Source organism: Sphingomonas bacterium, assembly GCF_903643035.1.
Lineage (GTDB): Bacteria > Pseudomonadota > Alphaproteobacteria > Sphingomonadales > Sphingomonadaceae > Sphingomonas.
On the sequence record NZ_CAHJWW010000177.1, the window covers coordinates 1 to 5,642 of the forward strand.

The following is a 5,642-nucleotide window of genomic DNA, read 5'->3' on the forward strand; positions in this document are numbered from 1 at the left end:
CGCCTGGCGACGGCGTGCCCGTGGTGACGCTCGCGACCGCGCACCCCGCCAAGTTCCCCGACGCGGTGGAGGCGGCGACCGGCATCCGCCCCGCGCTGCCCCCGCGCCTCGCCGACCTGTTCGACCGGGCGGAACGCTACGACACGCTACCCGCGACGCTCGCCGCCGTCACCGGCTACATTGCCGAGCGGGCGGTCCCGCGCCGGGCATGAGGCTGGAGACGCTCGTCGGCGAGCCGTGGGCGGACTATGGCCTCGTCGACTCAGGCCACGGCCGCAAGCTCGAACGCTATGGTCCGCTTCGCTTCATCCGCCCCGAGCCGCAGGCGATGTGGGCGCCCGCCGCCGCCGACTGGGAAGCGGACGGCGAGTTCGTGCCCGGCGCCGATGACGAGGGTGGCGGACGCTGGGTCCATGGGCGTCCGGTCCCGGCCGGCGGCTGGCCGCTCGCGTGGCGCGAGGCGCGGTTCACCGCTCAGGCGACGCCGTTCCGCCACCTGGGCTTCTTCCCCGACATGGCGCCGGTGTGGGACTGGGCACGGGCCGCGCTTGCGGGAACGGACAGCCCGGACTGCCTCAACCTGTTCGGCTATACCGGCGTCGGCAGCCTGGCGCTGGCGGCGGCCAAAATAGCGGGGCGCGCCCGGGTGACGCATGTCGACGCGTCGCGGAAATCGGTCGAGGCGGCGCGCGCCAACGCCCGGCTGTCGGGTCTGGCCGACGCGCCGATCCGCTGGCTGGTCGACGACGCGGCCAGGTTCGTCGCGCGCGAGGGGCGGCGCGGGCGGCGCTACGACGGCATCCTGCTCGACCCGCCCAAATACGGACGCGGGCCGGAAGGCGAGGTCTGGCGACTGGAAGCGGATCTGGCGCCGCTGATCGCGGGATGCCGCCGGCTGCTGGACGCCGAGTCGCGCTTCCTGTTCCTGACCGTCTACGCCGTCAGGATGAGCGCGCTGGCGCTCCGCGAACTGCTCGCCCAGGCGTTCGCGGACCTGCCCGGCACCGTCGAGGCGGGCGAACTCGGCGTCCGCGAGGAGGCGCGCGGCCTGATCCTGCCGACCGCGATCTGGGCGCGGTGGCGGCGCTGACGCCGCCGCCCGCGCCCGGCGGAAGGGGCGGCGCTATACGTCCAGGTTGGCGACCGACAGGGCATTGTCCTGGATGAACTCGCGCCGGGGTTCCACCACGTCGCCCATCAGCCGCGTGAAGATCTCGTCCGCCACGTCCGCCTGGTCGACCGTCACGCGCAGCATCGACCGGTTGAACGGGTCGAGCGTCGTCTCCCACAGCTGCTCGGCGTTCATCTCACCCAGCCCCTTGTACCGCTGGATCGCTAGGCCCTTGCGGCCCGACGCCAGGATCGCGTCGAGCAGCTGCGACGGGCGCGCGACCAGCGCCTCGCCCTTGCCCACCGGCTGGGCGATCGTCTCCTCGCCCTGCTCGTCGGTCGCGACCGCATCGACCGGCATCTCCACCGGCGGGGCGTTGCGCGACGAGACCAGCTTGCCCGGCTGCGCGAAGGCGTCCGCCTGCTCGGTCGCCAGCGCGTGCATCTTGCGCGCCTCCGCCGACACGAGGAACGCCGCCTCGATGATGTGGTGGTCGGTCACGCCGCGCCACCGACGCTGGAAGTGGATGCCCCCTTCCACCGTCACCTCGGCGGACCAGCGCGCGTCGGCATCGCCGCCGTCGAGCCGCCTCGTCACCTCGCCGACGCGCGCCGTCCGATCGTCGCGCGACAGGTCGGGCGCCAGCGCGCCGCCGAGCGCCAGCCCCTCGATGATGACGGGATCATAGCGCCGCGGGACGTAGCGCATCAGCGTGCGCATCCGCCGCGCATGGTCGACCAGCGCGCGCAGGTCGGCGCCCGACCGCGCGCCGCCCGCCGCCTCCAGCACCGTCGCGGCAACGCCATTCTCCACCAGATACTCGTCGAGCGCGGCATCGTCCTTGAGGTACACTTCCGAGCGACCGCGCGTCGCCTTGTAGAGCGGCGGCTGCGCGATGAAGAGGTGCCCCGCCGCGATGACCTCGGGCATCTGGCGATAGAAGAACGTCAGCAGCAGCGTGCGGATATGCGCGCCGTCGACGTCGGCGTCCGTCATGATGACGATCTTGTGGTAGCGCAGCTTGTCCAGCTTGAAGTCGTCGCGGCCGATGCCCGTGCCCATCGCCTGGATCAGCGTGCCGATCTCGCGCGACGCCAGCATCCGGTCGAACCGCGCGCGCTCGACGTTCAGGATCTTGCCACGCAGCGGCAGGATCGCCTGGTACAGGCGGTTGCGCCCCTGTTTCGCCGAGCCTCCGGCGCTGTCGCCCTCGACCAGGAACAGCTCGGACTTCGCGGGATCGCGCTCCTGGCAGTCGGCGAGCTTGCCGGGCAGCGAGGCGATGTCCATCACCCCCTTGCGGCGGGTCAGCTCGCGCGCCTTCTTCGCCGCCTCGCGCGCGGCGGCCGCGTCGATCACCTTGCCGATGATGCTGCGGGCGTGGGCGGGGTTCTCCTCCAGCCACTCTGCCATCTTGTCCGCCATCAGGCTTTCGAGCGGCTGGCGCACCTCGGAGGACACCAGCTTGTCCTTGGTCTGCGAGCTGAACTTGGGGTCCGGCAGCTTCACCGACACGATCGCGGTCAGCCCCTCGCGCATGTCGTCCCCGGTCAGCGACACCTTCTCCTTCTTCAGCATCCCCGACCGCTCGGCATAGTTGTTCAGCGTGCGCGTCAGCGCGGCGCGGAACGCGGCGATGTGCGTGCCGCCGTCGCGCTGCGGGATGTTGTTGGTGAAGGCGAGGACGTTCTCGTAATAGCTGTCGTTCCACTCCAGCGCGACCTCAATCGTCACGTCGTCGCGGCTGCCCACGACCGATATCGGATCGGGGAACAGCGGTTGCTTGGCCCTGTCCAGATAGCGCACGAAGGCGGCGATCCCGCCCTCGTAATACAGCTCGACGGTGCGCGGCTCCCCCGTCTCCTCAAGGGCGTGGCGGGCGTCGGTCAGGAACAGGCGGACGCCCGAGTTAAGGAACGCGAGCTCGCGATAGCGGTGTTCCAGCTTGTCGAAGTCGAACTCCGTGATCTTGAACGTGGCGGGCGAGGGAAGGAAGGTGACGCGCGTGCCCTTCTGCCCCGGCTCCGACGGGCCGGTGAGCTTCAGCGGTGCGACCGCGTCGCCGTGCGCGAAGCGCATGTAATGCTCCTCGCCGTCCCGCCAGATCGTCAGGTCCAGCCACTCCGACAGCGCGTTGACCACCGACACGCCGACGCCGTGCAGCCCGCCCGACACCTTGTACGCGTTGGCGTCGTTGGTGTTGTCGAACTTCCCGCCCGCGTGCAGCTGGGTCATGATGACCTCCGCCGCCGAGACGCCCTCACCCGAGTGGATGCCCGTCGGGATGCCGCGGCCGTTGTCGGTGACGCTGACCGATCCGTCGGCGTTCAGCGCGATGTCGATCCGGTCGCAATGGCCCGCCAGCGCCTCGTCGATCGCGTTGTCGCTGACCTCGAACACCATGTGGTGCAGGCCCGATCCGTCGTCGGTGTCGCCGATGTACATGCCCGGCCGCTTACGCACCGCGTCCAGGCCCTTCAGCACCTTGATCGAGGAGGCGTCATACTCGTTCTGCGTGGGATCCGTCATGCGCAGGATATAGGGATCGGGAGAGCGGAACGGAAGCGAAATGGCCCCGTGGATGACGGTGCGGCCGCGCCCGGGCGGGATCGGGGGCTGGATCGCGCCAGCCCCTTCACCTGGCCCCGTCACCGGGTCTGTCTAGCCGTCAGCGACGGTGCATGTGGCGATGATGCATTTCGTGGTGATGGTGGCGGTGGAACAGTCGCGCGTCGGCGGCCGAGGCGACGACCGTCGAGGCGATCACGCCGAGCATGATGATGGCAGAACCGATTTTCACCAGAAGATCTCCAAGCCCGCGGACTGGCGGGCGCGACTGAGACGGTCGGCACGCGGCGGTGGTTCCGGCGCCCGGCCGCGGGGTGTCGTGAGCGGCGAACGTCCGGACGCGCCGCCCGTCGCCCCTCACCCCGCCGGATCGAAGCTCCGCAGCCGCGCGACCTCGCCTGAGTCCATCCGCCGGACCAGCGCCACGACGAGGTCCACCGTGCGATCGAAGTCGGCGCGGTCGACGATGCCGTTGTGCGCGTGGGTGTAGCGCACGGGGACGACGAGGTTCACCGTCGGCACGCCGCCGTTGGTCGCCTGGATCGCGGCGCTGTCGTCGCCATAGCCCTGCACCAGGTCGAGCTGGAGCGGGATGTTCCCGGCGCGCGCGGCGTCCTTCACCAGCGCGACCATGCGGCGGTTGGGCAGGGTGCTCGAATCGTACAGGAACAGCCCCGGCCCGCCGCCGAGCCGCGCCTGCGTCTCTTCCGGCGCGCGGCCGGGGCTGTCGCCGGTGATGCCACCCTCGATCGCGATGCCGATGTCGGGCTTCACCAGATCGGCGGCGGTGCGCGCGCCGCGCAGGCCGATCTCCTCCTGCACGGTCGCGGCGACGAACAGCTGGTTGGGGTGGCCCTCCGCCTTCAGCCGGCGCAGCGCCTCGATCAGCACCGCGCAGCCGATCCGGTCGTCCCACGCCTTGCCTAGATAGCGCCGGCCGGGCAGCGCGACGAACGGCGAGTCCGGCACCACCGGGTCGCCCGGCGACAGGCCCAGCGCCGCGACGCCGGCGGCGTCCTTCGCGCCGACGTCGAGGTACAGCGACTCGCGCGGGAACACGCGGGTCCGCTCGTCGGCGGACACGACATGGACGTCGCGGATGCCCGTCACCGCCTCGACCGGCCCCTTGCTGCCGATGATGATCCATCGCTGGTCGGGCAGCGCCTGGTCCAGCCAGCCGCCCAGCATCTGCATCGACAGGAAGCCGGTCGGCGTCACCCGCCGCACCATGCCGCCCAGCTCGTCCATGTGCGCGTCGAGCATGATCCGCGGGCCGGACCTGCCCGCCCGCGCGATCACCGAGCCGACGCCGTCGTAGCTCAGCTGGTCGGCGAGCGGCGCCAGCTCGCGCACCATGATCGCGCGCACCGCCTCCTCATAGCCCGACGGCCCCGGCGCGTCGGCGAGCGTGGCGAGCAGCCGCTCCGTCGCGTCGCGCGGCGGCGCGGGCGGCCGGTCCTGCGCGGCGACGGGCATCGCCGCCATCAGCGATGCGGCAAGGACGACGATCGAATGCATGGGCATTTCCCTCCGGGTAGCCCGCATGAAGCGGCTATCGCGGCGGCGCGCAAGCGCGATGTGCCCTGCTCCCGCCCGAGAGTCCTGCCCGCCTCCCCTATCCCAGCACCACGCGCGTCGCCTCGTCGCCCGCGTCCGCGAACAGCGCCGCCTCCGTGCCGGTCATCCACACCTGCCCGCGCCCCCGCAACCGATCGAACAATGCGGCGCGGCAGACGGGATCGAGGTGCGCCGCCACCTCGTCCAGCAGCAGGATCGGCGCGCGGCCGGTCCGCTCTGCCACCAGCGCGGCATGGGCCAGCACGAGCCCCAGCAGCAGCGCCTTCTGTTCGCCCGTCGAGCACAGCGCCGCCGGCTGGTCCTTCTCCGCATGGGTGACGAGCAGGTCGTCGCGGTGCGGGCCGACGAGCGCGCGGCCGGCGGCGGCATCGCGCGGCCGTCCCCG

Annotated in this window: 4 protein-coding genes and 2 pseudogenes; 2 read left to right on the forward strand and 4 right to left on the reverse strand. The window is 71.6% G+C overall.

Features of this window, described 5'->3' with window-relative positions; translation table 11 throughout:
- Positions 1-212: pseudogene (locus HUV01_RS11160) on the forward strand (threonine synthase); the annotation flags it as partial.
- The gene (locus HUV01_RS11165) at positions 209-1,090 is read left to right on the forward strand and encodes a class I SAM-dependent methyltransferase (protein WP_174298327.1); all 882 of its coding nucleotides are present in this window, start codon (positions 209-211) and stop codon (positions 1,088-1,090) included. The pseudogene HUV01_RS11160 and the gene HUV01_RS11165, both read left to right, overlap by 4 nt.
- Before the next feature lie 33 nt (positions 1,091-1,123).
- On the opposite strand, the gene gyrB is transcribed toward HUV01_RS11165, so the two are convergent.
- From gyrB to HUV01_RS11180, 4 genes and pseudogenes are all read right to left on the reverse strand, one after another.
- Complete coding sequence (gene gyrB / locus HUV01_RS11170) at positions 1,124-3,640, reverse strand: DNA topoisomerase (ATP-hydrolyzing) subunit B (protein ID WP_174298328.1); 2,517 nt, start codon at positions 3,638-3,640, stop codon at positions 1,124-1,126.
- Positions 3,641-3,779: 139 nt separating this feature from the next.
- The gene (locus HUV01_RS15335; RefSeq protein ID WP_302480048.1) at positions 3,780-3,911 is read right to left on the reverse strand and encodes a hypothetical protein; all 132 of its coding nucleotides are present in this window, start codon (positions 3,909-3,911) and stop codon (positions 3,780-3,782) included.
- A gap of 125 nt (positions 3,912-4,036) precedes the next feature.
- Positions 4,037-5,197 carry a M42 family metallopeptidase gene (locus HUV01_RS11175; protein ID WP_174298329.1) on the reverse strand — a complete coding sequence of 387 codons (1,161 nt, stop codon included), beginning with the start codon at positions 5,195-5,197 and terminating at the stop codon, positions 4,037-4,039.
- Between the two features lie 97 nt (positions 5,198-5,294).
- Positions 5,295-5,642: pseudogene (locus HUV01_RS11180) on the reverse strand (DNA replication/repair protein RecF); the annotation flags it as partial.